Here is a 24475-nt window from a genome sequence, read left to right as displayed (position 1 = left end):
GGTTGGCGCTACGCACCAACCTCACTTTCTTGTACGCGATCGCATTAATTGAGTATCACAAGTTCATATCAGTCGATAACCCGCAACTTGGGTTATTCACTAAATCAAAGCTTGCTGAACCACCAGCAGGGACAGAAAAATTACTGAAGCTATGAAATAAATTATTACCTTTTTCAATCCCGTTAAGAATAGTAAAATTATTACCATTTGGGTTGACAATGGTGTTGCTTGTAGTATCCGATATTACCTGAGCGCTTGCTGGTAGTACCAGAGCGGAACTCAAGAACCCGATTGTGAGTGTAGATAGACAAGCGTAGGCGTAGCCCGTCGTAGACATCACTCTCATAGCATAAATACTTACCTTTAACTGATAGTCTTAGGATTCCCAAAATAGTCGTGTTGGTAACACCCATTGCCTGGAATCAAAATAATTAGCAGCTATCAGCATATTATCGGGAGTTCTCTGGAGTGTAGATAATAGCAGGACTTAGGCAAAAAGGCAGTGAAAGCCTTGATTTACCGTCGGGGTAATTCATCTAGACGCAAAGCGGCTTCCCGCAGGGTATTGCCCTGACATTTCGTATTTGATGCGTAAGTCCTAAATAGAAAAAGGTTCTACAAAGCACCATTCAAAATCTGATTAGCAGTCAGTTTCAAATTTGGAAAAGTTGGGGATATAATATGTTCAAAATTCCTAAATTGAGCGATTTGATATTCTTCATCAACTAGATGATAAATAGAAATGGTTGGTTGTTTGGGATTACCAATAAATTTTCTTGCCCCCAAAGCTGCATAATCAACGATCCAATATTCGGGAATCTTCATTGCTTCATAATTTCCTAATTTGGTATAACAATCATCTTCCCAGTTTGTACTTACAACCTCAATAACCAAAGGAATGGATTGACTTTGAGTCACGGTAGATTCTTTTTCCCAGAATTCCTCATTCTGCAAATTAGCATCGTTGAGTAAAACCACATCTGGAGAGAAACCAGATGATTTTCTCGGTGGTTTTACTAATGCTGTTTTGGGGATAAAATATGGCAGTTTTAAGCGCTTATACTCAACAGTAATTTCTCCTGCTAAAAATCCTGTAACTTTTTCATGTTTTCCACTCGGCTGAGATATTTCAACAATTATCCCATCGTGTAATTCGTAACGCTTCCCGGTGTTTTCCGGCAGCCATTCGATAAATTCTTCAAAGGTAAATAGTTTGGGTAAAGCTTGAGCCATATCAAAACCTCCGCTTGTTTTGACTTTACCATTTCTAGCGTCGGCACTGATTAGTTTAGCACCGCAGCACAGGTTAAAGATGGTTGTACATGGGCTGGCAGCAATTCTCATTTTGAAACATTTGTACTAACTTGGGGAATTTGAAGGCATTTAAGCAGTCAACAGGCGAACGATTTAATGGGCATTCCAGCAAGCTTTATCTTTCAAAATCGGATTTTTGTTGAACATTTGATTAGACTCATCAAAATTTTCCGCATTGCATCTGAAAGATTTCGACTTCGTTCTCAGATATACGAGCAGATAATTCTTACTGTTTGTGCTTTAGTCAGATTAAGAATTGGTAGTTGAGTTTTGCCGACTTAATCCAAAGCAATAATTTCACTGTTCAACAAGATAACCGGAGTGCATATTTTTGGGTCTAAACTATCATTAACTATCTCTAACCCTGATTGCTACGTTTTTATAAAGATAGCAAAGCTGGCGCTCAAAGCTTTGCACAGACTGGCTTATAAATTTTCGGACAGGTCTACTGCACAGAAGAACCAACCAAGTAAAGGTCGCACTCATAGTCAAGCCTTTATTTATACCTTGTATTTTAGGATGCCCAAAACGGTATAGCCTTGAACCGATCGCCTCGATCAAAACGGCGAATAACGCACCGAGAAGTACAGCCCATTTTCCTGGAGCGATCGCCTTTCACCGTCCACTGAGATCAGGGGAATACCCCAATCAAAACGGGCTAAGAAGTGATCACCCTGTTTCCACAACAGCCCCAATCCAGTACTAAAAAGCGTACTCGGTGATGGATTTTCGGCCTTGACATTCCAGCCTTTGCCAACTTCAATAAAGGGTGTCAGTTGCAGCACCCCGCCAATCTTGGCAGCGCGGACAATGGGGACTCGAAATTCTGCCGAAAATAACAGGCCATTATCTGTGAGTAATGTGTCTTGGCGATAGCCTCGTATACTTAGCTGTCCACCTAGACCAAATTGCTCCAAAGGCACTAAGGAATCTGCTGCCAATTGCAAATCGCCCCTGACTAAAAATAGAGTGTCCGGTGCTAATTGCCGCACCCACTGCGCCTGTCCCCGCCACGCGAAAAAGCGGCTATCTGGTTCATTATCACTGACATTAGCATCGAACCAATCTACGCCAAAACTGAATTGCGATCGCGCCGCAAATACATATTGGTTGCTTCGCTGGGTATATTCTTGAAAAAAGCGTAGGGCTGAAATATTGGTTTTTCCGTTGGCATCTGCACCGGGTGAGAGGCGAAACGGCCCAATGTTATCAATACCCAACTCAGTTTGGCTTTCTTGGCGCGAGAATGACAGCCCAATTGCCAACTCTTGGGTTGGTTTTTGCACCAGTGGTTGCCGATAGCCTAATTCGTAAGATCGGGTATTTGACTGAATATCAAGGACGCTGAATGGCTTTTCAATTACGTGATTCCACCCTTGGCTAAAACCAAAGAATACAGTGCCGTTGTGGGCATTAATCGGCAGCGTGTAATTGGCATTGATTGTATTACTACCATCGGTATTGGCATATCCCACGCTCAGAGTATCGCCCAAACCCAATAAATTGGCTTCTTGCAGATCCACTCCCCGGCGAAAACTGCCAACACTCGGTGATCGCCCATTATCCAGGCTTGCTGTCAGGTTAAAAGTTTTTGCTTCTTCAACTTCAACTTGCAACACATTGCTTCCCGGATGTACGCCTGTCTGCAACTCGGCTGACAGGTTTTGAATTCGCGGATCGAGGCGGAGTAGTTGCAGCTTTTCCAGTAAGCGTGGTATGTTCAGGGGTTTGCCAGCACCAAGTTGGATGCGATCGCGAATGTATTGACTGTGCAATCGTCTATTACCGATAATCTTGATTTCTTGCAGACTGCCCTCAATCATCTGAATTTTGATTGTTCCAGCTTCCAGTGTCTGCGGTGTAATCAATGCCCCTGTTGTGACATAACCGTTATCAGTGTAAAGCTTAGTGATCGCATCTTTGATTTGCAATAATTCTGCAAATGTGAGTTCTCTTCCCACAAAGGGATTTGTAATAGCCGCAAACTGTTCTGGTTTGAAAACTGTACTACCAACAACTTCAATGCGATCGACCCGAAATCTGGCATTAGGGTCATCCTGGCCTGGAATTGGCTGATTCGGTACCTTTGGGGATGGAAGCAATTGATTCTTGTCTGGTAGCTTCGGCAGCAGATCCGACGGTAAGGGAGTAACAGGAATCTCTTCTAATCGACCAGGCGGTAATGTCTGAGGATTAGGAGTTTGGGCGTAGGCGCAACCCGTTATAGAAATCGCATCCTGATAGTTGCATAATACTGCTGCTGTCACAAAACTGAGTGTTAGAAATCCAGTAAAAGTCCTCAGTTTGCCCACGAACTTGCCGACCTCTGGCTGATTTCTAACCAAGGTTTTTCTAATCATTAATTTGTAATTAAATAAATTACAGATTGAATCCTTAATACCTGGAATGTACAAGTAAATACGTAGTAAATACTATATTTAACTTAAATTTTTCTAGGAAGAATCAGTAATATTACTGTTTAGTTTATGAACTAGCCCTTGAGCGTCTGCGTGGAAACAATCGCTCTTGGGTTTTGTTTTGGGGAAAGCGATCGCGTAACGCAATGCGCTTCTGAAACGGGAGCGCAGTTTAAAAGTATCATAAGCTATAAAAGCTCTAGCGTAGGCGCAGCCCGCCGCAGGCATCGCACCTTGGGAAAAACTTTTTAGTTTACTGATAATTGATTCCTGCAAGACGCACACTTGTGATATTAAGAGTCATGCGAGGTTCAAAACTATTAAACTCCAAAAGCTAAGATCGTCCAAGTAGGGAATCTCAAATAAAACCCAACTTTAGATCTCAAAATTAGGAGTAAGAGCGTGAATGTGGACGATTTAGCCTTACAGTTAGAGAATATGCGTAAGCGCGTCGCCCTTTTGCAACGCCAGAGTGAACAGCAAAAAGCACAGAAAGATATTGAACTCCTCACCGCAGTATTCCAAGAACTCCACTTAGCTTTGGAAGAACTGCAAATAGCTAATGAAGACCTACAGGAGCAGAATGAAGAATTATTTAACACTCAACAGGATTTGCTGGCACAACGTCAACGCTACCAAGAACTGTTTGAAGAAGTACCAGACGCTTATTTGGTAACTGATACCAAAGGGGTAATTCAGGAAGCTAATTCTGCCGCCACTACCCTACTAAACATTTCCAAGAGTTTCCTTTTGGGGGAACTCCTGGAGATTTATGTGCTTGAGAAAGAACTGGTCGCTTTTGATTTGAAACTAACTCATCTGCGCGATCATGCCGAAATCCCAGACTGGAAAATCCAAGAGTGGGAAGTAAACCTGCGACCACGTAACAGAACGCCCATTATTGCTGCCGTTAAGATGGTTGCTATCCGTAATCAATATAGTAAGTTAGTCGGTCTGCGCTGGCTATTCCGGGACATTAGCGAAAGCAAGCGAACCCAAGCCAAGCTGCAATGTGCAGAAGAGGCTATGGGACAAGCACTTGCCAAAGAAAGGCAGTTCAGTGAACTTAAATCTCGTTTGCTCACTATCACCTCCCATGAGTTTCGTACCCCTTTGGCAACCATCCACTCTTCTGCCGAACTTCTAGAACATTATCGCCATCTCTGGAGCGACGAACGACAAAATACCCACCTGCGTCGCATTCAAACATCAGTGATGCACATGACTCAGTTGTTAAATGATGTATTGATGCTGAGTCAGGATGAAACAGGCAAGTTAGAGTTGAATCCAACACCCCTGAATTTGGTGGAATTTTGCCGCGATCTCTTAGAAGAATTACAACAGAGCGATCGCTCACAACATGCGATCGCTTTTAGCGGCGAGTGCCAATGTACATCAGCTAACTTAGACGCTAAACTACTACGGCAAATCTTAAGTAATTTATTCTCGAATTCTCTAAAATACTCTCCCGTTGGTAGCATAGTTAAGTTTTGTGTCACCACTGCCAACGATCAAGCTATATTCCAGACTCAAGACTCTGGTATTGGTATTCCCCCTTCTGACATTGAACACATCTTTGAACCCTTCCATCGCGCCAGTAATGCAGGCAATATCCCAGGAATGGGATTGGGAATGTCCATCGTCAAGCAGGCTGTAGATTTACATGGCGGTGAGATTATTGTCGAAAGTGCGATCGGCGCGGGAACTACCTTTACAGTCATTCTGCCATTTTCGATAAATTTGCATATATAGCAACTTGCACTAAGAATTTTGCTCCGCTCCAATTCGATATTCAAAAGTTGAAGAAGAATTCGGAAATCCTAACAATAAAGTCGAAAATAATCAATCATTTTTATTTATTGAATTAAAAGCAAAATATAATTGCTTTTATGCTATAACGTCTTTAAAGTAAGGTGAATCAGTCAACAATAAGTTGATTGCAAAGTTTTTCTTAACAGTAGCTTAGGGAAACGAACTCAAAGACTTTATAACTTTAAGTGTGAGTTAAAAATATTACGCCTGTGGTAATCTCTAACAAATCAGAATATGCACTTTTAGCCCTGTTAGAGTTGGCAAGCTGCTACCCTAAGGGTGAAGCCCTGCAAATTCGAGAGATAGCGGTATTGCAAGACATCCCGAACCGCTATTTGGAACAACTCCTAGCAACATTAAGGCGTGGAGGTTTAATTAAGAGTATACGCGGAGCCAAAGGTGGCTATGTTCTGGCACGAGATCCCCAGAAGATTACAGTATTTGATGCTTTTAGCTGCATGGAAGGGTCAGATATTGTTGTATCTACTTCTGAGCCGACTCCCAACACGGTAGAAGGTGAGCTAATTCAGGAAGTTTGGCAGGAAGCACGTCAGGCTGCTAACTCGGTTTTGGAAAAATATACACTCCAAGACCTTTGTGAACGAAGAGGAATCCGAAAACAGAAGGAACTGATGTATTACATTTAGCTGGATCAGCAGAAGCCTCACGGTGAGCATTCTCAGCCTGAGAGCATTGGTGACAACTTAAGGTTATAAACTATTTGTCAATAAGCACTATTGCTTAAAATATTGTCCAAAATCGGGGTTATAAACACAATTTTTAAGCTAGTGATGCCTACGGCTGGCTACGCCTACGCATCATATTTAAAAGCATGATTCATTCTTACCCCAGGAATTCAGTATTAAACATAAATTTGATACTCAAACAATTGGTTGATTTAGAGCGTAATTACTATTGACAAAATTAATTTTGTCAATAATTGTCACCAATAGCCTGAGACTGGGAACGAGAGAAATAAATTACGGGATAATAAGCTGTCGCGCGTATAACTTGCACTTTTTGGGGTCTGGAACCATTGGGAACTCTGTAATGCTCTGAAAAATTACAGCCCCAACAGCTTATCCAAATTTAAAAAGTCTTTCTTTTTCATAACTGAGATATGCCTTTTGTTAGAAGGATAATTACCTTTTTATAGTTAATCTTTATTTGTACTCAAAAAAACAAGCTAATTGGCATGATAAATTTGATTTCTAGGAAGATTGGTTACATCAGTTCCCTGTTTAAAGGACTTCAGATAAAAGGTTTTTTGGCTGTCGTCCTAGTTGGTTTTCTAGTGCTGACGACGAATGTTACTTATGGTCAGAATGACAAAGCATTAGGTGAGAGAGTCCGTGAACAGGTACAGCAAGATGATTCTCAAAGACCAAAAACAATAGGCGAGTGGAATAAAGAAGCTCGTCAAACGGAAGGTTCTCCTGGTAAACGACTTCAGAAGATTGGTAAAGAGTCAGCAGAAGCCTTTAAACAATTTGGGGCGGGGTATGTAGAAGGTGCTCAGAAAACTGCTGGTGATGTAGGGGACAGTGCAGCACAGACAGCCAACGATATCTCTAACAAAGTTCGACCCTAAATACCTTACAATCTTCAGTTGCCAGCGAGTACTAATAAGTTTTCGCCAATAAATGAGTCTCAATAGGGGCGCTGGTGTCTAACCACCGAACTCTTCTAAAACTTGGGTAACGCACTTACTTTTGCTGATAACAGATTATAGCGTTTCTCAGTTGCATAAAATATAGGTCTTTTGTAGGGTAGCACAGTGAACTGTGCTACCCTACAAATTGCTGTACTTCACCGAATTTTAGATTTTAAATTTTGGATTTTGGAATTGAAGATTCAAAATCCAAAATTTAAAAAGGTCTGAGAGCAAGCGAATTTAAACGCGAGAATAATTCTATTATCCAAAATCCAAAATTACTTGACTTGCCCCTCACTTCATTGCTGGGGTCAATCTAAAATCTAAAATCCAAAATTGATTGACGCATTCAATATCTTGGGGCAGAGTGTATGACTAGGATTGAGTCAGGCGATTCTTTGTCGTTGCTAACCGCATGAATTGATCTCTTCCCTAGTAACGAAAATACCTCGTTTCCGGCTTTTCGCAATTATCATTTATGAAAGTTGTATATCTTGCAGCTTTGCCACCATTTCCGCACGCGCCGAAACCTTCAACTTCCGAAACATCCTCTTCAAGGCTTGTTTGACTGAATTTTGCGTAATCCAAAGTTTTTCCCCAATTTCGGCGTTTGTTAATCCCTGTGCTACCAACTCGGCAATTTCTAACTCACGCGCTGTTAGAGGATTTACGATCAGTGAATTGGATATTTTTGGTTTCGTCCGTAGAGTCGCCATTTTTGCTGACAAATGAATGCATAAGGCGCTCAAGTCAGCTAAATCGTTGCCATTAAAAGCCGGATTTCCCTTGTCACGAGCTAAGTTAAACGTTCCGACAAGACGACCATTGCAAACAATTGGCCCAGTCATTACGTGTTCGTGATCGGAACGGGAGCAAAAATGCTTCCAGTCTCCTGGTGATAATAATAATTGCTCATGGGCGGGAGCATGACGCTCAACTACGTAACGCCCGACTGGATTGCTTTCTAAGCATACTGCCGGAATACCCTGACCATCAATCTTAGTCGTTGGCTGCTCATTTAGGAAATAAATACCCCAATTTTGCACGCCAAAATGTTCGCCAATTTTATCCGTGAGAGCTAGTCTTAATTCTTGCTCATTTCGGACATTGGCGATCGCATGAAATACGGCGTGGAGAGAATTAGTCATAAGTGTACCCAGTTGGGGACTATCCAAGCCTCAACAATTACTTCTATGCTAATACCAAGAAAACTAAAACGCTAATTTATCGTAGCGACTAGGAGAAGCACATGACAGTTACACAACTCTCTGCTCAGGAACTTTTCCGGGCTGCTTATGAGAACCGCTATACTTGGGACAAGAATTTCCCCGGTTATACTGCAAATATTACTTTTAAGCATGATGATCAAGTGTTTACGGGCAAAGTTATCATCAATGCCAATCTGAAAGCCGAAGTTTTGGATGTAGATGACGAGTCAGCCAAGCAGGCAATTCATGGTCAAGCATGGGAGATTGCAATTCACCGTATCCGCCGCAGCTTTGAAGACACGCACAGCGCCAATACGTTTAGCTATGGTAAAACTGACAAAACTGGTGCAGTTGAGCTTTTAATTGGTGGTAAGGCTGAGGGCGATAAATACAAAGTTCGCAATAATGAAGTATGCCATGTTCACCGTCTAATCCACGGTACTTTTGTGACAATTGACACTTTTAGTAGTCATGACACCGGAGAGGGCTACTTGTCTCATGGCTATGACTCTGTATACCATGACCCCAAAACTGGGGAACAAAAGGGCGGTAGAAGCGAATTTACCGATGAGTATCAAAAAGTTGGTGACTATTTCATCCTAAATCGTCGGGAGATTCGTACTGAGACAGCAGGACAAGTATCGATTCAGGAATTTGTCTTATCTGACATTAAATTGTTGGAACCTGTTGCAGCTTAAGCTGTATTCTGGATTAGAAATCAATACGCTTGGATTAAGGATAGTTGTAGGTTGGGTTGAACAAAGTGCAACCCAACAAACCACGAAAAATGTTAGGTTTCGTTCCTCAACCCAACCTACTTAGATTAAGGCTTTTGGCGCTAACCCAAGGGTATTGGATTATAAATAAAAGCGATCGCTCTATTCAACTAAAGAGCGATCGCTTTTATTTGTTGTCAGTCCCAGTATTTCACACTCAGTTAAGGTGCAAGGGCATTACCGCGAATTAGGCTACCAATGGTTTTGGCAGTAATTTTCAGTTGGGTAATAGGATTAGCTGGGACAACCGTCTTATATAGATAGCTATCGAATGTCAATCGCTGCACATCCAGGTCATCGCACATTTCCACAAACGCCTCGCGGGTAGCGTCAGAACGATAGAACACACTTTGCAGAATGTCCAGCACCTTGTAAGTAAGTCCGTATCTTTTATCCCAACGTTTCAGATAAACCTTGAGGTCATCTTCCGTAGGAATACGGCTACCACTATTAGATGTTTCTACAATAGTTTCGGCACACATCCGCCCAGATTTAGCGGCAAAATAAATACCTTCACCAGAGGACTTGGTAACATAACCAGCAGCATCTCCCACCAAAGCGATGCGACCGACAACACGACGGGGACGGGGATGTTCAGGAATGGGGTGGGCTTCGACTTTGATGATTTTACCGCCTGCGAGCTTCTCGGAAGCACGGGCACGGATACCAGCTTGTAACTGTTTGATGCTGGCTTTATTGATGTGCATCGTACCAGTGCCGACAGCTACGTGGTCATATTTGGGGAAAACCCAAGCGTAGAAATCGGTAGAAACGTCATCACCGACATACATTTCGGCGAGGTCGTTATAGTAGGCCATTTTGTCTTCGGGTAAACGAATCCGCTCTTGAAAGGCGATCGCATAATTGTAATCCCCAGCGTCCATTTCTTTAGCAACGCGAGAATTAGCCCCATCCGCCCCAATAATTAGATCCACCTTCAGGGTTTTAGCAATACCCTGTGATATCCCTTCTGTATGGTCAATGTAATGGATGGTATAAGGGTCAGTATTGTTTCCTGGTATATCGAGTTTATGAACAGTAGCATTAATTAAATTTGCGCCTACTTTTGCCGCGCGATCGCGCAAAAAGCCATCTAGCACTTCCCGGCGGCACATTCCTATATATTCATCTGCATTTACCAGATTGATATCAACCTCACGATTGGAAGGAGAAATCATTTTCATCTTCCGTACCCGGCGATCGATAATCTCTGGTGGTAGGTCAAACTCACTTACCATACATAGGGGAATTGCACCCCCACAAGGCTTTGCATTGTCTAGCTTCCGCTCAAACAGGTAGGTTTCAATCCCAGAGGCTGCCAGCGTTTCTGCGGCAGATGAACCAGCAGGGCCTGACCCAATAACAGCAACCCGTAGTGTCAAAGGTCTTTCTCCCAAATCTTCACATTTACCGAGAGCATACTATCACGGTCTTTCGGCTGATTTGACGCTTTCCCTTCAGGTTTCTGTTGAAATGCAATATTCCTTAATGTTTCGATACGAAAAGCGAGATGGGGAATGGAGAATTTGGTCAACGAAGAGGAAAGGGGACAGGGGAGCAGGGGAGGATAAGGGAGATGAGGGAGAGAAGGGAAGAGTTTTGCCAATGCCCAATGCCCAAATTTGTGCGATCGCATTCACCAATGGGAATCATAACAAACAGATTCACCAGAGTAAATTTCTAATGGCTTACCAAAACATCACCGCTTCCCTTTCCCCAGCAGATATTCAAGAAATTAAAGCAGCCTTTGCGACTATCCAAGCAAAGATGCCTTTTCTCGTAACTCTGAGTGTGGAAGAACGACGCAAGTTATTTAAGATGGGCGATAAAAGCCTAGCTTTCGTCAACACCAGTTTGACTGCTGCCCAGTCGAACCGGGAAATTCTCCCAGCCAGCTTTGATGTAGATGAGTTTGTGCGGGATTATCAACTAGCAGCAACGCTTACCGAACTTTTGATTGGATTGCGACAACTGACAGAACAAGTAGATGATACATTAATGGCAGTCGGTAGCGAAGCAATGGGTAGCAGTTTGACAGTTTATGATTATGTGAAGACTGCCGCTAAGAAAACTCCAGGGTTAAAAACTATTGCTGAACAATTAGGCGATCGCTTTAAAGCTATCAAAAATAAACCGGCTAAAGCTGCTTCTGATTTATAGGCAAATATTGCCAGAGGTTTATAGCCGTTCTCGCTAGCGTCAAATACAAGCGTTCGTAAGGGCACAGCAATGCTCATTGGTGTCAACTTCAGAAAAAATCTGCTTTGAGAAGAGGTTTTGCCCTCATCCCCTAACCCCTTCTCCCAAATTGGGAGAAGGGGAACTAGAGAATTTGCTCCCCTCTCCCAAAATTGGTAGAGGGGCTGGGGGTGAGGGTCAAACCTCGAAAGCTTGCCAAGCCTAACTTCTACGTTAAGTTGACATTAATAACCAATGCTGTGCCTTTACCGTTTATCGTGGTGGACTGCATTCAAACAAGAAGTGCTATAGTCTTTGAACTCCGTGAATGAGTCTTTGATACTCGTGAGCAAGTCTTTAATACTCGTAGACAAGTCTTTAATACTCGCGGGAGAGTCTTTAATACTCGCGGGAGAGTCTTTGATACTCGTGAGCGAGTCTTTAATAGTCGCGGGAGAGTCTTTGATACTCGTGAGCGAGTCTTTAATAGTCGCGGGAGAGTCTTTGATACTCGCGGGAGAGTCTTTGATACTTGTGGACGAGTCTTTAATACTCGCGGGAGAGTCTTTGATACTCGTGGGCAACTATTAACATCAAATTTGTTTACTCAAAACTTGCACCAGTCCCCACAACCGCCTCAAAATCAATTCTGGGGCTACTAGCTAAAGTCTTCTAAACAAGACTGAATAAGCTTTCTAGTCCACTTGAGTAGACTTGCGCTATTTGCCTGAGAATTTATTCTCTGGCGGGATATGGGGCAGGTGCAAGATATAACTTAAATCACTGATAAACAATTCGCTATATAGCGGTTCCCATTCAGAAGCCGTACAACATTATATCGCTAGGTGTAGGGGCACGGCAATGCCATGCCCTTACGGGTCTACCTTACGTAAACAAGAACCGCTATAAGCCTGGGTAATTAATTTTCAGGCGATTCTTGAGACTCAACATGATTTTAATCTTCTCAAACTTAGCTTTTGTGCAATATCTATAACGGGCACAGATGCAGCAACTCTTATACCCACTCTTTAAAACAAGCCTACAGCTACAAACCTGCAAACCCAGATTAAATACGACTTACTCAATTACAAATTCGTATTACTTACACCCTAGAAACTCCAGGCAAGCTTGGTATCATGCTGATAGCCGCGTGTAATCTGCCACCTTGCCCCGAACTATGGTCACTACATCCCGCCACACTAACAAGCTCTCTGTCTTTTTCCTTTTCTGTTTTACCCTACTCCTGACTTTTCTCCTCTCTCTACCTTGGGTAAACGCTGAAGAAACCCCCAAACCCAAACCTCAAGATTGGCAGATTAACGGTATCGTAGCAGCCCTAACAGACCCAATACCTGAAGTCAGGGCTACAGCAATAGAAAACTTAAAGGAATATCAGCTAGATAACCCTAAAATGCAGATAAAAAATTATGATGAGCTTGTAAAACAGTTTGCCAAACAGTTGCAGGATAAAGATTCAGTAGTTTCCCGTAATGCAGCAGCACAGGCACTAGAGCAGATGCAAGCCAAGGAACTAGCTCCACAAGTTGCGAAACTGCTCACAGATTCTGACATTAATGTCCGTAATGCAGCAGCACAGGCACTAGGGCAAATGCAAGCCAAGGAACTAGCTCCACAAGTTGCGAAACTGCTCACAGATTCTGACTCTGATGTCCGTAATGCAGCAGCACAGGCACTAGGGCAGATGCAAGCCAAGGAACTAGCTCCACAAGTTGCGAAACTGCTCACAGATTCTAACACTCGTGTCCGTAATGCAGCAGCACAGGCACTAAAGCAGATGCAAGCCAAGGAACTAGCTCCACAAGTTGCGAAACTGCTCACAGATTCTGACACTCATGTCCGTTATACAGCAGCACAGGCACTAGGGCAGATGCAAGCCAAGGAACTAGCTCCACAAGTTGCGAAACTGCTCACAGATTCTGACACTCGTGTCCGTTATACAGCAGCACAGGCACTAGGGCAGATGCAAGCCAAGGAACTAGTTCCACAAGTTGCGAAACTGCTCACAGATTCTGACTCTGATGTCCGTAATGCAGCAGCACAGGCACTAGGGCAGATGCAAGCCAAGGAACTAGCTCCACAAGTTGCGAAACTGCTCACAGATTCTGACTCTGATGTCCGTAATGCAGCAGCACAGGCACTAAAGCAGATGCAAGCCAAGGAAGTAGTTTCACAAGTTGCGAAACTGCTCACAGATTCTAACACTCGTGTCCGTTATACAGCAGCACAGGCACTAGGGCAGATGCAAGCCAAGGAACTAGCTCCACAAGTTGCCAAACTGCTCACAGATTCTGACTCTGATGTCCGTAATGCAGCAGCAGTGGCACTAGGGCAGATGCAAGCCAAGGAACTAGCTCCACAAGTTGCGAAACTGCTCACAGATTCTGACTCTGGTGTTCGTTATGCAGCAGCACAGGCACTAGGGCAAATGCAAGCCAAGGAACTAGCTCCACAAGTTGCCAAACTGCTCACAGATTCTGACATTAATGTCCATAGAGTAGCAGCAGAGGCACTAGGACAGATGCAAGCCAAGGAACTAGCTCCACAAGTTGCCAAACTGCTCACAGATTCTGACATTAATGTCCGTAATGTAGCAGCACAGGCACTCATGAAACTAGGGCAACAAGATTTGCCAGTTGTTGTGCAAATTCTCGATTCAGTTCACTATTATCCCTCTGAGATTGATCAACTCAGGTTTTTAGCTCATTTTTTGGCAGGTGGTAAACCAGAAGTAGAAACTCTTATGCAATGGGTTGGTAAGCCTAAAATGCGACCAGAAAAACTGAACCATGACCAGGGAGTGAACACAATGCAAGTTTTCGAGAAAGCCTGGAAAGATTGTGATTCTCTGCTAGAACTACGAAGAGAACTAGCAGAACAAATTTCTGAAGTTGCTGCCTACAAAAAAATTATTTGGAAAGCCAAGGATATTACCTTACTGCAAAATCATCACAGCAATCTCGAAAAAGTTAAGTCCACTCAGGCCGATGCACTACAGTCAGTAATTAATAATGTGGAATATTGGCAGTGGTTTCTTAAAGCCAGAAACACCATCCTCATTCACATTGCCTTTTGGCTAGCCCTGATCTTCGCCTACCCCAAGTTTCCCCAAGTCCAAGCCATCTTCTTCTGGAACCCTTGGGTACGCCGCATTCTCGGTGTCGGCTATGTCGGCTTTCTCCTCACCTGGTTTCCCCCCTTCCGCCGCAAATTATTTGAACCCTTCAAACCTTCCCTATTAGCCGATGCCGGCTTAGATAATTTTAATGACCAATCATACTTCCCAGAGTCTCAAGTCAAAGTTCCCACTTCAGGAGACATCCAACCAGTTACCGCAGCCTTACCCAGTATTCAGGGACAAATTATCTTAGAAGGTGATTCCGGCTTAGGCAAGTCGATGTTTCTCCGTCATCTGTTGAAAAACTCCCAGCGCATAGTCGTTTATCTCCCCGCCCAAAAATGTCATAAAGGCATAATTGAGGCAATTCAAGACAAGCTACACGGCCAAGCCCAAGATGCCGGCTTCCTAAAAAACCTAATTTACAGTGGCGCAATAGATATCTGCATCGACGGACTCAACGAAGTCACCGCCGAAACACGCGCCAAAATCTGCCAGTTTGTCGAAAGCTATTTCCGGGGCAATATTATTATGACTACCCAGCCCCTAGAGTGGACATCCCCCTCAACAGCCAAAACCTACTACTTGCAGCCCCTTGAACAACAACAAATTCAAGAGTTTTTGATCTCCCGTCAGCCGCGACTCCCCAAAGATGCCCAAGTTCAAGGTGCTGATTACGAAAAAGCTTGCACCAATTATTTAACAGAAGTCCTCAAACAGCAACAAGCCAAAGAAGAGTTGAACGCTGCCCAACGAACTCTTTCCAATCCAATGGATTTAACTGTGGTAGCGCTGATGTTATCACAAGGCAAACACCCTAACTTGTTTCGCCTGCAAGAACAGCAATACAATTTAATGGCGGCAGAATACCTGAAAGAATGGAATCAAGAATTTCCCTTAAAGAAATTCTCAACCGCCGTCTACCAAATGCGACTCGAAGACAAACAAGCTTTACCCGCAGATGAATTCCACCAAGTCGCCATGTCTTTAGAAGACGAGAAATACAAAATGGTAGTAAGCCGTCAGTGGGAAAGTGAAAAAGGCGAAGCCAAGAAAGAATGGTACTTCCGCCACGATAAAATTATGGATTTTTTCTTAGTGCAGAACTTTCTGGGCCAAACTGATGCCGCCAAAGGACTATTAGTTGGTAGAAGGGGCGATCCGCGTTTTCGTGGTGTTTATTTCTTGCTAGCAACCTTACTTCCTTTAGATGCAGCCAAAGAACTGCGGGAAGAATTGATTCAATACGCCGCCGACACCAAAGACAATACGGTGAGTAATACCTTTGTCCAGTTGTTGCGAACTAGGTAAGAGTCTTCCAAGAAATAAATGATCCAAAACCTGTCATTGCGATGTCGCAACGAAGTGTAGCGTTCGCGGAGCGTGTCGCAGACAAGCAATCCCAAGGTTCCTCACACTTTGCTCCTCATTGTAGCTTCCTCGATCGCAGCAGCTGCGGCAGCTAAATCTTGTTCTTCGATAAATAACTATGTATAGTATGTATAAGACACAGTAATCCTACCAAGGATCTGTAGATTTAGTTGCAGAGGTACAGAGGCAGTGGGCATAGTAGTTGAGAACGTCTCCAAACAATTCGGTAGTTTCAAGGCAGTTGATCAGGTCAGCCTGGAAATTAAGAGTGGTGCGCTAGTTGCGTTGCTCGGTCCATCTGGATCAGGTAAATCTACGCTACTACGGTTAATTTCAGGTTTAGAAATGCCAGATAGCGGCAAAATCTTGCTTACTGGTAAAGACGCTACATACCAAAGCGTGCAACAGCGTAATATTGGTTTTGTATTTCAGCACTATGCCCTATTCAAGCATTTGACTGTCAGACAGAATATTGCCTTTGGCTTAGAAATTCGTAAGGCACAGCCAAAGAGGATTAAGGGAAGGGTAGACCAGTTACTAGAATTGGTGCAGTTGACTGGATTAGGCGATCGCTATCCATCACAACTTTCTGGAGGTCAAAGACAACGGGTAGCATTAGCAAGGGCACTGGCAGTAGAACCGGAAGTATTACTGCTAGATGAACCTTTTGGCGCACTTGATGCTAAAGTCCGCAAAGACTTACGCGCATGGTTACGCCGCCTCCATGATGAGGTTCATGTTACCACGGTTTTCGTCACCCATGACCAAGAGGAAGCAATGGAAGTCTCTGATGAAGTTGTGGTGATGAATAAAGGGCGTGTCGAACAAGTGGGGACACCAGCAGAAATTTACGATAATCCTGCCACAGCTTTTGTGATGAGCTTCATCGGCCCGGTGAACATATTACCCAGCACCTCAAAGATTTTTAAAAGTAGCGGATTTGATGCGCCACACCCACAAGTGTTTTTGCGCCCACAAGATGTTATTTTGGAAAAGGTTGCCAACGGTGCCACTACACCTGCAACAGTGAGCCGATTGGTACATTTGGGTTGGGAAATTCAGGTGGAATTAACTTTCGATGATGGACAAGTGGTGATGGCGCATTTAACACGCGATCGTTTTAATGATTTAGAGTTAGAAGCGAAACAGCGAGTGTATGTGAAGCCAAAGGATGCGAAGTCTTTCCCACTGTCTTATTCAGTTTAGTTAGCAGTATTGCCTGAAATTCTAAAGCATTTACGTACCTCTCTAAATATTCTGGGTTTATAGTCAATAAATTGCTCGCGGAGAATATCCGCAAACAATCTTTTTTGTGCAAAGTCCAAACTTTCTACATACACCGCTATATCTGTCTCTACTAACAACGAGTAAAAGTAAACTTAATTTGATAGCCCTGAGCGATTAGAATTTTGGTTTGCTGCCCCGCAGAGGCATCTCTGGCACGCGCTATCAAATTTGTGTTGATGCCGAAAACCGAATTGACTGGGTTAGCACAGGCGTCTATTGCATCTGGTGTAATAGCTACATTTTTTACCCATCCATTTGAAAAGCCAGATGGGAAGTTTGCGTTTGGATCATTACTAGAATTTGGAACATTTTTGCCTTGAAACACTAATGTAACTTTTAGGTCAGCACTGCCTCCCTTAGGCACATTTGCAAAGCCAACATACTTGATGTTAATGGGCTTAACTTTGTACCCTTTAGGCACATTAAGACCAATTCTCAGATTGCAAGATTTGGATACAACCTTAGGAGATACAGCTACAGCATCAAATGAAGGTAAAGTTACAAACAGAGTATCTGCTTTCAAATTTGCTTGGGGATTTACCGAGGGGCAGCCATTTCCGAAAAGAGTTAAGGGAACACTTTGAAACTGAAATCCCTGTGCTTGAGCCTCTACGTGAGATAAACCCACAATATTTAAACAAGGAATTTTACCCAGCAGCCTCTTTGGGATTTGGGGATTTATACCAATTCTTAATTCTGTGCAATACGCTCTGGTTAAGGGAGACAGAAAATAGTAAAAAATAATGAATTTCTTTTCTAGCCCTTAAATAATTTATTAGCGTATTTCATTTATTTGAGAATTGCCATAATAAGATTATGAAAAAAAGAATAACTAACTTCAGAAATATATTGAATCTATCCAAAGAGATATGTTTTGTAAATGTTTATATAGATTAACTAATAGCTGAAGATTTGCTCATTTTTTATAAAGTTAAAAAAAGAGTCGAGTTATAATCTAATCTAATTACTCTTTTATTACTTTCATTAGAGAATATTTAAAAGCTTGTTTCTCTGTGCTTAGTTCCAAACAAGGATTTTTGGCTTTGCTGATCAAGCAAGGCTTTGAAAAATATTCAAGTTCAGCATCTCATTTTTCTCTTCTCAAAGACATAAAAGAGCGCTAAACGGCTAAAACCTGGACTTTTTTAAAAGATGGGAATTGAGAGCTAGCAACGTATCCAGCTTTTCCTTTTAATCAGTGTTAGCGGTGGCAAATACAATTAGCGTAGGCATCGCTAACTTAAAATCAGAGAAGTTAGTATAGTACTTTGAATCTAAGCATTCATTTCTGATCAATCACAAAAAGCCTTCAATCAAGTTAAATTTTGGTGAATATGAAGTTAAATTTTTGTGAATATGAACGTAAGTAACAGAGTTCTATACCCAGTTCTTTGGCCTATGCTTGAACAAGTTGGTACAACTGAAATTTGGCGTTATCCAGAATAAATATTATGGGTACATTCAGTCCTAAACCAGCTACTATTTAACAGTAGCTGAGAAATACTTTCCTTCTTACCTAAGTTCCTCTCAACAGTGGTAAGATTTCCAAAACTGCAATGCTTAAATCAGGAATGGCTTGTTTAGCAACTATGAGAGCAATTAATATCCTAGCATCTTTAAGTTGACACACCACAAATAGTATGATATTAGAAAGATATTTTGCTCTAGTAGTGGGTCACAAATGTTCATTGGTGTCAACTTAGAGCCAGGACGAATAAAATTCGTGGCTACACAAACTTTCGTCCGCTCCTGAGTTCTAAATTATTCTTATAAATTAATCCTCTAAAATCTGGATTTCATCAAGTTGATTAATCACCACATCCGCACCTCGGACGTTATCTGACTTACTCACCCAAGTGATACCAATACAACCTGCGGCTTTAGCATCACGCGCCATTTGCATATCACCAACTGAATCACCCACCATCAATGTAGCGCCTGGTTCGACTCCCAAAGCTTGGCAAGCTTGCAAAAATAAAACTGGGTCTGGTTTACTCGGCCCCTCATCTACTCCCATTTCCAACTGGATATAATCACTTAATTGGTGATTAGCTACAAACTTACGTACTTCTTGAGTTGTCGCAGCTGACAGGATACCGAGTTTTAATCCACCTTCCCAGAGAGATTTCAAAACTTTTAAGCTACCCACAAACAGTGATGAAGGAGTTTGTCCAATGTATTTCTCTGCTTCATCCAAAGCTTGACGGGCTATTTTTAAGGACTCAAACCAACCCTTACCAGTTTCGGCTATATATGCTGCTGCTGCCACTTCTGTTTCGCGGCGGCTTGCTACTGATATTAAACCTGCGGGATCTAGAAGATTGCCATTGACACCAAATGCCATTAATAGGGGTTCCCCAGTGCCAGGGATTTGAGCATCTATTAATCTTGCTGCCTTTTGTGCGAGCGATCGCAAATACGTTTCTGAATCTTCTAGAGTACCGTTTTTGTCAAATAAAATTGCCTGGATATTATCAAAAATGATATTCCTACATTTAATGGTTGCCACAATATTTCACCCCACTTATTTAGTTATACCGATTACCTGTGAGGTTGTATGGAACAAGGGGCAAAATCCCCAAGTTTCACCGAGCCTGATTTTGTGCAGTTTCACAAAGAATTAGTAGAACTCCTAACTGTTCCCAATTCTCCACATAAAAAAAGAGGGCAAAACCCCTCTTTAGACAATAATTTAATACTCTTACTTAAAGACAAGTAAAATTATAAATGTATTATTCTTCAATAGCTGCTGGAATTTCCTTTTCAGTTTCCGTTGCTGCTGGAATTTCTTCTTCAGTTTCCGTTGCTGCTGGAATTTCTTCTTCAGTTTCCGCAACTACTGGAATTACTTCCTCGATTTCTGCTGCTGGGGAAATTTCTTCTTCAAGTTCTGCTGCTGGGGGAATCTCTTCTTCAAGTTCCGCTGCTGGGGGAATTTCTTCTTCAAGTTCCGCTGCTGGGGGAATTTCTTCCTCTGCTAAAACTTCCACAGGTGCAGCCGGCGCAGCAGTAGCACCTTGCTGCTTGGCTAACAGCTGTTCACGATACTTAGCAGCCATTTCTTCTGCCTTATCGTAGACCAAATCCCGGTTTTTAATCATGTCGCCGGGTTCGGGTTCTAGCTGCTTGGTAGATAGGGAAATCCGACCTCTTTCTGCATCCAAGTCAATGATCATAACTTTCACTTCATCATTGACATTGAACACGCTGTGAGGCGTATCAATATGTTCATGGGAAATCTCAGAAATGTGCAGTAGACCACTGACGCCGCCGATGTCGATGAAAGCACCGTAGGGCTTAATCCCACGAACAGTACCAATTACTACTTCGCCGACTTCTAGGCGGTTCATCTTGCGCTCAACCAGCGCCCGACGGTGAGATAGAACTAGGCGATTACGTTCTTCGTCCACCTCTAGGAATTTCAATGGTAAATCTTCGCCTACCAATTCTTCTTTAGGTTTGCGGGTACTGATGTGAGAACCTGGGATAAAGCCACGTAATCCCTCAATCCGTACTAATGCTCCGCCGCGATTGGTTGCAAACACGCCAGAACGTACAGTAGCATCTTCTGCTTGCAGCTGCCGCACACGCTCCCAAGCCCGCATATATTCAATACGGCGAATGGAAAGGGTTAATTGTCCATCTTCATTTTCATCGGTAAGGATGAAAAATTCCCGCGTTTCGTTTGACTGTAAGACTTCTTCCGGGCTATCTACCCGGTTAATAGACATTTCTTGTATAGGTATATATGCTGCGGTTTTAGCACCAATGTCAATCAGAGCGCCGCGCGGCTCTATACTGAATACTGTTCCTGGGACAACATCACCAGGGCTAAAATGATAATCGTATTTGTCAAGTAGAGCAGCGAAATCTTCGTGAGTGAATCCAATTTCTGTAGCGGTTAAATTCTGATTGACCATGCTGATTTGTTCCTGGTTCTAGTCTCCGTAAAGGTTGGGTGACAAGCGCGATGTCTTATGCAAGCGCTTTTATAGCAGTTTGCACTTAACACCTTTTTCATCCTAGCGCAGAAAAGCTAGTATTAACACATATCTACTCCAAAGATTGGAAATTATATCACAATATTAAAATGATTGGTCATTTACTTAGTAGTTAGAAATAACAAAGGACAAACACAATAATATCCGTTGCTACTAAATATGGTAGCAACGGATATTATTGTTAAATCCGCTTAAAAGTCTGGGAATAGGATCTACTTATCTTTTGGTTTCTCAAAGCGAGGGGGTTCGCGAAATGCGATCGCAAAAAAGATAGTACCTATACACAGCGTAAAAATCAAGATGTACGCAACGCTTTCCATATTACGATTTCCTGCCTATCGAGCCAGTAATTTAAAGTTATGAGTGGCTGAGTGCTAAGTGCTGAGTCAGAGCCTTAACTCGGAACTCAGCACTCTTAACTCAGCACTGAATGAAATTAGAGAGCTTCCTTCCGGCGGGTTGACTTGTCACCCACTTTCTGGAACAGACCCCACTCAACTTGCTCTTCTAGATCCGCATCAACACCAGCAAATACGTCTCGGTAGATTGTCCGAGCGCCATGCCAGAGATGACCAAAGAAGAACAGCAGAGCAAATACGGCATGTCCAAAGGTAAACCAACCTCTAGGACTGGTGCGGAATACACCATCAGAATTCAAGGTTTCCCGGTCAAATTCAAAGATTTCACCGCCTTGAGCCTTACGGGCATACTTCTTGACATCAGCTGGCTCTGTAAAGGTCTTACCATTCAGATTGCCACCGTAAAAGCTAACGGTGACACCAGATTGCTCGAAGCTATACTTAGATTCTGCCCGACGGAAGGGAATGTCAGCGCGGACAACTCCATCTGCGTCGGTCAAAACTACTGGGAAGGTTTCAAAGAAGTTGGGGAGACGACGCACGGTCAATTCCCGTCCTTCAGAATCTTTGAATACGGCGTGACCTTGCCAAGACTGGGCAATGCCATCACCCTTGACCATTGGCCCTGTACGGAATAGACCGCCTTTAGCAGGACTATTCCCGACGTAATCGTAGAAAGCCAGCTTTTCTGGAATCTGCGACCAAGCTTCCGTTAGGCTTGCGCCTTGAGCAACGCTAGTTTGAACGCGACGATCAATTTCCTGACGGAAGTAGCTTTGATCCCATTGATAGCGGGTAGGGCCAAACAATTCAATGGGTGTGGCGGCGTTACCGTACCACATAGTACCAGCAACAACGAAAGCAGCAAAGAAGACTGCTGCAATACTGCTAGAAAGTACTGTTTCAATATTCCCCATCCGTAGGGCTTTGTAGAGCCGTTCGGGGGGTCTGACTGTCAGGTGGAATAAGCCTGCAATAATACCAACAACACCAGCCGCAATGTGATGAGCCACAATGCCACCAGGGTTATATGGGTTAAAACCATCTGGTCCCCATTCCGGTGCTACTGCCTGCGCGGCGCCAGTTATGCCATAGGGGTCAGAAACCCATATCCCCGGGCCAAATAGTCCGGTGAGGTGAAAAGCACCAAACCCAAAACAAAGTAGACCAGATAAGAACAGGTGAATGCCAAACATTTTTGGCAAGTCTAGGGCGGGTTCACCAGTGCGGGGATCTCTAAAGAGTTCCAAATCCCAGTAAACCCAGTGCCAAACTGCGGCTAGGAACAAAAGACCGGAAAGAACAATGTGAGCAGCAGCAACCCCTTCAAATGACCAGAAGCCAGGATCACTTGATGGGCCACCAGTAACATTCCAACCACCCCAAGATTGGGTGACGCCCAAACGTGACATGAAGGGTAGGACGAACATCCCTTGACGCCACATCGGATTGAGAACCGGATCACTAGGGTCAAAAACAGCTAGTTCGTAGAGTGCCATCGAACCAGCCCAGCCTGCTACTAAGGCTGTGTGCATCAGGTGTACAGAAATCAGTCGACCTGGATCATTCAGAACGACTGTATGTACTCGATACCAGGGTAGTCCCATCGACTACGCTCCTCCTCGATGAGTTAGTTTACAAAGCAATTTTCTTACTGAGATTCTGAGAGACGAAAACCGACACTCAGAAAACTCTCTCTTGTTTTTTGTTATTGCCAGAGCCAGAGTTTTACCACAGCTTAGTCTTAGAAGTCAGACAGCGTGGGTGCTTTGGCAATGCTTACTCGCTTCGGGAGGTTTACCTTGTAGGGTAGCCATCGCCAAGCAAAAATGAGAATGTTTTAAAAAGTGTAACTATTGATGGAATTGTTTGCAAGCGTGTAAATTGATGCGATCGCGTAGCATCTGAAAGTTTTTTCGCTACCAATCACTGTCGGGGATTAAATTTGCTTATATTTTCTTTACGAGGAGAGTGGGGCACAAGAGCAGGGGAGCAGGGAGCAGAGGGGAAAGAGTTAATTCTTAATTCTCCCCCTTGCCCCCTGCGTCCTGCCCCTCTGCCTCTTGCGCCCAATGCCCAATGCCCAATGCCCTACTAAACCACCAACTGGATATTTTGCAATTGACACTTCGCCTCAGCCGTACCCAGGCGTTCAATTACCTGTTCAGCACTCATCAGACGCTTGAGTACTACTTGACCTATGGTCTTACTGGCAATTACTGGTGTTGTTGGTTTGACTTCTACGGTTAAAACGGCTTCTTCAACTCGATAAAGCCATAGCAATTCGTTTTGTTCGACTAAACAAATATTCATTCGCTGAATATCTGGTTGGCGTCGCCATGCGGTTATTTGCCAGAGTCCATCAGATGCCCAGACTCTAGCAACTATCCATCCCTCAGATAGAAAGAAATACTTCACGATCTTAGTCTCACTGTTTGGACTTTCTATTTGCTATTTACCATATCGTACATATCTCATTTGTTAATGTATAACTAATGATATTTTAAATTAAGGCTATTTAATTTAGTCCCCACGTTTTAATAGCAAAAATCATTCTGAATAGAACCTCCTACTCTGGTATCATGAAGCATCAGAACTGTGATTGGGCATATGCTGAAAAATACAGTACGCGTCCAGAGAATTGGCCTAGAAATATACGTCGAACTTCTGAGAAACTTCAAAACGTTAGAATTACTAATCTCGACTTTGAAGAAGTTATCGAATCTGTACCTGATGGATCTTTTTTATTTATTTGTCCTCCTTATTTAAATACAGAGGAAGATAAATTTTATGTTCATTCATTTTTTAAAGATGAGCATTTCAGGTTATGCTAAATATTAAACAGACATAAACAAAGAATAAAATTTCTTAGAGGATGTCTGAGAAGTAAGAAAGCCCACGTAACGGTATCCTGTCAGTAGAAAAAATACTTAAGTATGACAGCGTTATGAGAGCTATGAAC

The 24475-nt window shown here is 43.0% G+C and carries 21 protein-coding genes and 1 pseudogene; 9 read left to right on the top strand and 13 right to left on the bottom strand.

Annotation, left to right across the window (positions count from 1 at the left end):
- Positions 1–85: 85 nt before the first annotated feature.
- From V7K36_RS31940 to V7K36_RS31930, 3 genes and pseudogenes are all read right to left on the bottom strand, one after another.
- Positions 86–283, bottom strand: a pseudogene (locus V7K36_RS31940) (two-partner secretion domain-containing protein); the annotation flags it as partial.
- The gene (locus tag V7K36_RS31935) at positions 201–413 is read right to left on the bottom strand and encodes a hypothetical protein (protein ID WP_335121841.1); all 213 of its coding nucleotides are present in this window, start codon (positions 411–413) and stop codon (positions 201–203) included. The gene V7K36_RS31935 and the pseudogene V7K36_RS31940, both read right to left, overlap by 83 nt.
- 202 nt (positions 414–615) lie before the next feature.
- Positions 616–1233: a Uma2 family endonuclease gene (locus V7K36_RS31930; protein WP_335121839.1), complete on the bottom strand. Its 618-nt coding sequence runs from the start codon at positions 1231–1233 to the stop codon at positions 616–618.
- Between the two features lie 177 nt (positions 1234–1410).
- Between V7K36_RS31930 and V7K36_RS31925 the strand changes: the two genes are divergently transcribed.
- On the top strand, positions 1411–1581 hold the full coding sequence (locus V7K36_RS31925) for a transposase family protein (protein ID WP_334824055.1): 171 nt from the start codon (positions 1411–1413) through the stop codon (positions 1579–1581).
- Positions 1582–1871: 290 nt separating this feature from the next.
- On the opposite strand, the gene V7K36_RS31920 is transcribed toward V7K36_RS31925, so the two are convergent.
- Both V7K36_RS31920 and V7K36_RS31915 read right to left on the bottom strand, forming a co-directional pair.
- A complete protein-coding gene (locus V7K36_RS31920; protein WP_335121834.1) occupies positions 1872–3674 on the bottom strand; it encodes a ShlB/FhaC/HecB family hemolysin secretion/activation protein in 1803 nt (600 codons plus the stop codon).
- A gap of 93 nt (positions 3675–3767) precedes the next feature.
- On the bottom strand, positions 3768–4007 hold the full coding sequence (locus V7K36_RS31915) for a hypothetical protein (protein WP_335121832.1): 240 nt from the start codon (positions 4005–4007) through the stop codon (positions 3768–3770).
- A 126-nt stretch (positions 4008–4133) separates the two neighbouring features.
- On the opposite strand from V7K36_RS31915, the gene V7K36_RS31910 reads away from it, so the two are divergent.
- From V7K36_RS31910 to V7K36_RS31900, 3 genes are all read left to right on the top strand, one after another.
- Entirely contained in the window at positions 4134–5483 is a 1350-nt protein-coding gene (locus V7K36_RS31910) for a PAS domain-containing sensor histidine kinase (protein WP_335121830.1), read from the top strand.
- Positions 5484–5752: 269 nt separating this feature from the next.
- Entirely contained in the window at positions 5753–6190 is a 438-nt protein-coding gene (locus V7K36_RS31905; protein WP_335121828.1) for an RrF2 family transcriptional regulator, read from the top strand.
- Positions 6191–6738: 548 nt separating this feature from the next.
- A complete protein-coding gene (locus V7K36_RS31900; protein WP_335121826.1) occupies positions 6739–7134 on the top strand; it encodes a hypothetical protein in 396 nt (131 codons plus the stop codon).
- A 539-nt stretch (positions 7135–7673) separates the two neighbouring features.
- Here V7K36_RS31900 and V7K36_RS31895 read toward each other — a convergent pair.
- Positions 7674–8345: a LuxR C-terminal-related transcriptional regulator gene (locus V7K36_RS31895; RefSeq protein WP_335121824.1), complete on the bottom strand. Its 672-nt coding sequence runs from the start codon at positions 8343–8345 to the stop codon at positions 7674–7676.
- Between the two features lie 101 nt (positions 8346–8446).
- Here V7K36_RS31895 and V7K36_RS31890 point away from each other — a divergent pair, with 101 nt between their 5' ends.
- Positions 8447–9103: a DUF3386 domain-containing protein gene (locus V7K36_RS31890; RefSeq protein WP_335121823.1), complete on the top strand. Its 657-nt coding sequence runs from the start codon at positions 8447–8449 to the stop codon at positions 9101–9103.
- A 239-nt stretch (positions 9104–9342) separates the two neighbouring features.
- Here V7K36_RS31890 and chlP read toward each other — a convergent pair whose 3' ends face one another.
- Complete coding sequence (gene chlP, locus V7K36_RS31885) at positions 9343–10563, bottom strand: geranylgeranyl reductase (RefSeq protein WP_335121821.1); 1221 nt, start codon at positions 10561–10563, stop codon at positions 9343–9345.
- Positions 10564–10864: 301 nt separating this feature from the next.
- Here chlP and V7K36_RS31880 point away from each other — a divergent pair, with 301 nt between their 5' ends.
- From V7K36_RS31880 to V7K36_RS31870, 3 genes are all read left to right on the top strand, one after another.
- On the top strand, positions 10865–11341 hold the full coding sequence (locus tag V7K36_RS31880) for a hypothetical protein (protein ID WP_335121837.1): 477 nt from the start codon (positions 10865–10867) through the stop codon (positions 11339–11341).
- A gap of 1195 nt (positions 11342–12536) precedes the next feature.
- The gene (locus V7K36_RS31875; protein WP_335121819.1) at positions 12537–15806 is read left to right on the top strand and encodes a HEAT repeat domain-containing protein; all 3270 of its coding nucleotides are present in this window, start codon (positions 12537–12539) and stop codon (positions 15804–15806) included.
- Between the two features lie 249 nt (positions 15807–16055).
- Positions 16056–17072, top strand: a complete 1017-nt coding sequence (locus V7K36_RS31870; RefSeq protein ID WP_334947444.1) for a sulfate/molybdate ABC transporter ATP-binding protein — start codon at positions 16056–16058, stop codon at positions 17070–17072.
- A 151-nt stretch (positions 17073–17223) separates the two neighbouring features.
- On the opposite strand, the gene V7K36_RS31865 is transcribed toward V7K36_RS31870, so the two are convergent.
- The 6 genes from V7K36_RS31865 to V7K36_RS31840 form a co-directional block, all read right to left on the bottom strand.
- Entirely contained in the window at positions 17224–17781 is a 558-nt protein-coding gene (locus V7K36_RS31865) for a DUF4360 domain-containing protein (protein ID WP_335121817.1), read from the bottom strand.
- A 1146-nt stretch (positions 17782–18927) separates the two neighbouring features.
- Positions 18928–19662: an HAD family hydrolase gene (locus tag V7K36_RS31860; RefSeq protein WP_335121816.1), complete on the bottom strand. Its 735-nt coding sequence runs from the start codon at positions 19660–19662 to the stop codon at positions 18928–18930.
- Positions 19663–19885: 223 nt separating this feature from the next.
- Positions 19886–21073 carry a 30S ribosomal protein S1 gene (locus tag V7K36_RS31855; protein ID WP_335121814.1) on the bottom strand — a complete coding sequence of 396 codons (1188 nt, stop codon included), beginning with the start codon at positions 21071–21073 and terminating at the stop codon, positions 19886–19888.
- A 293-nt stretch (positions 21074–21366) separates the two neighbouring features.
- The gene (locus tag V7K36_RS31850; RefSeq protein ID WP_012409025.1) at positions 21367–21474 is read right to left on the bottom strand and encodes a photosystem II reaction center protein T; all 108 of its coding nucleotides are present in this window, start codon (positions 21472–21474) and stop codon (positions 21367–21369) included.
- 116 nt (positions 21475–21590) lie between these two features.
- Positions 21591–23120, bottom strand: coding sequence for a photosystem II chlorophyll-binding protein CP47 (gene psbB / locus V7K36_RS31845; protein ID WP_335121812.1), 1530 nt, complete (start codon positions 23118–23120; stop codon positions 21591–21593).
- 487 nt (positions 23121–23607) lie between these two features.
- Positions 23608–23931, bottom strand: coding sequence for a hypothetical protein (locus V7K36_RS31840; RefSeq protein ID WP_334833949.1), 324 nt, complete (start codon positions 23929–23931; stop codon positions 23608–23610).
- Between the two features lie 122 nt (positions 23932–24053).
- Between V7K36_RS31840 and V7K36_RS31835 the strand changes: the two genes are divergently transcribed.
- Positions 24054–24347: a DNA adenine methylase gene (locus V7K36_RS31835; RefSeq protein ID WP_335121836.1), complete on the top strand. Its 294-nt coding sequence runs from the start codon at positions 24054–24056 to the stop codon at positions 24345–24347.
- The last annotated feature ends 128 nt before the right edge of the window (positions 24348–24475 follow it).

Source organism: Nostoc sp. (assembly GCF_036919555.1).
Taxonomy (GTDB): domain Bacteria; phylum Cyanobacteriota; class Cyanobacteriia; order Cyanobacteriales; family Nostocaceae; genus Nostoc.
Note: the sequence above shows the minus strand (reverse complement) of the source record. Positions and strands in the feature narration are given on the sequence as shown.

Excerpts from the sequence above, each read along its gene's own strand:
- V7K36_RS31935 (WP_335121841.1), bottom strand. The coding sequence starts at position 413 with ATGGGTGTTACCAACACGACTATTTTGGGAATCCTAAGACTATCAGTT.
- V7K36_RS31930 (WP_335121839.1), bottom strand. The coding sequence starts at position 1,233 with ATGGCTCAAGCTTTACCCAAACTATTTACCTTTGAAGAATTTATCGAA.
- V7K36_RS31925 (WP_334824055.1), top strand. The coding sequence starts at position 1,411 with ATGGGCATTCCAGCAAGCTTTATCTTTCAAAATCGGATTTTTGTTGAA.
- V7K36_RS31920 (WP_335121834.1), bottom strand. The coding sequence starts at position 3,674 with ATGATTAGAAAAACCTTGGTTAGAAATCAGCCAGAGGTCGGCAAGTTC.
- V7K36_RS31900 (WP_335121826.1), top strand. The coding sequence starts at position 6,739 with ATGATAAATTTGATTTCTAGGAAGATTGGTTACATCAGTTCCCTGTTT.
- V7K36_RS31895 (WP_335121824.1), bottom strand. The coding sequence starts at position 8,345 with ATGACTAATTCTCTCCACGCCGTATTTCATGCGATCGCCAATGTCCGA.
- V7K36_RS31890 (WP_335121823.1), top strand. The coding sequence starts at position 8,447 with ATGACAGTTACACAACTCTCTGCTCAGGAACTTTTCCGGGCTGCTTAT.
- V7K36_RS31880 (WP_335121837.1), top strand. The coding sequence starts at position 10,865 with ATGGCTTACCAAAACATCACCGCTTCCCTTTCCCCAGCAGATATTCAA.
- V7K36_RS31875 (WP_335121819.1), top strand. The coding sequence starts at position 12,537 with ATGGTCACTACATCCCGCCACACTAACAAGCTCTCTGTCTTTTTCCTT.
- V7K36_RS31855 (WP_335121814.1), bottom strand. The coding sequence starts at position 21,073 with ATGGTCAATCAGAATTTAACCGCTACAGAAATTGGATTCACTCACGAA.
- V7K36_RS31850 (WP_012409025.1), bottom strand. The coding sequence starts at position 21,474 with ATGGAAAGCGTTGCGTACATCTTGATTTTTACGCTGTGTATAGGTACT.
- psbB (WP_335121812.1), bottom strand. The coding sequence starts at position 23,120 with ATGGGACTACCCTGGTATCGAGTACATACAGTCGTTCTGAATGATCCA.